At 55.9% G+C, this 1,432-nt stretch carries 1 protein-coding gene; it reads right to left on the bottom strand.

Annotation, left to right across the window (positions count from 1 at the left end):
* Positions 1-7: 7 nt before the first annotated feature.
* The gene (locus tag HMPREF2920_RS10660; protein WP_083327121.1) at positions 8-1,384 is read right to left on the bottom strand and encodes an IS30 family transposase; all 1,377 of its coding nucleotides are present in this window, start codon (positions 1,382-1,384) and stop codon (positions 8-10) included.
* Between the last annotated feature and the right edge of the window lie 48 nt (positions 1,385-1,432).

The raw sequence follows: 1,432 nt of genomic DNA, 5'->3' as shown, positions 1-1,432 counted from the left end.
GGTAGGGTCAGGCGGTCATTGCATCATGGATAACACCAGAGATTACCTCCCGAGGAGTTAACCCGTCGAGCACTACCCGCGGCCGGTTATTCAGCAATGCTTCCGCCTCGGCGACCTCTTGGTCGGTGACATCGGTAAAGTTGGTGCCTTTGGGGAAATAAAACCGGATATCCCGGTTCATCCGCTCATTGCTACCTCGCTGCCACGGCGAATGCGGATCGGCGAAAAACACCTGGATATTCTCCGCGACAGAAAACTCCGTGTGTTTGGCAAACTCCACTCCCTGATCCCAGGTCAACGTCGAAATCGTGGTGTCCATCGACTCTTTGAGCCGACGAATCATCCGTACCATCACCTCATTGACACTGGCGGCAGTATGGTCAGTGCCGAGTCTGCCGAGCAGCACAAACCTGCTGCGGCGTTCCACCAACGTCGCTAAAGCACTGGTGCCATCTGCGCCAATAATCAAATCGCCTTCCCAATGACCGGGTACCGCACGATCATTGGCTTCGGCTGGGCGAAGTGAAATATTGGCATCATGAGTCCAGCGTTTTCCACGTGGCTTGGGCACCCCTGCGAGAAGCGAGCGGGGTTTACGCCCTGGCCGGGTAGTCCGGCAGGACTTTTCAAACACAAGTTCTTTGCGCAAGCTGCCTGCCCCTTGTACGTAAAGGGCCTGGTAAATCGACTCGTGGCTAATAGTCATGGACGTATTATCACCCCACAGTGCAGCCAACCTGCCACTGGCCTGACGCGGCGAGGCGCCACGGTTGAGCAGATTGACAACCTGGGCGCGCAAAAATCGATTGTCATCGAGTTTGCGCGGCTTTGGACGAGCAAGACGCCCGCGGCTGGCCTGATCAGCGTGATAGGCATCGTAGATACCATCGACGCTGTTGCGTGCGATTTCACGACTGATAGTGGATTGACTACGACAGACTATCTGGGCGATACGCCGGTGCGAATGACCTGCCCGCAGGCAATCGGCAATAAGTAAGCGTTCCGTCAGCCCTAGCCGCCGACCAGTACCAACACGAGATACATCACCAGGTGTTATCCGACTGCGGGTATTCATAGTGGTTAAACTAGCCCGCCGGTTATACACCGTGGTTGTGCACACCCCAGCCTGCGCGGCAATCTCGGCAACACTATATGTGCCGGCCATAAGCATCTCGTAGATCACGCGATGCTTATGCATCATCGAGACCTTCGGGTAGTGCGATTGGTGCTGGATCTCAATTCCGGCTTGTCGCGCCCACCGCCTGACAGTTGGTGAGGGTATCCCTAACTCACGTCCAACTGCGCTTGCTGATGCCCCGTTGGCGATGTGTTGAAGCGCAATGGGTTTGATGGCACTGTATTTCGTTCGGCGGGTTTGCTTCACTACTTCTCCTGGTCGAAAGTGGTGATGCATTCACCGCCTGAACCTACC

Source organism: Corynebacterium sp. HMSC075F02 (genome assembly GCF_001838335.1).
In the GTDB taxonomy this organism is placed as follows: Bacteria; Actinomycetota; Actinomycetes; order Mycobacteriales; family Mycobacteriaceae; genus Corynebacterium; species Corynebacterium jeikeium_D.
The sequence above is the reverse complement of the archived record's forward strand: the minus strand, read 5'-3'. Positions and strand labels throughout refer to the sequence as shown.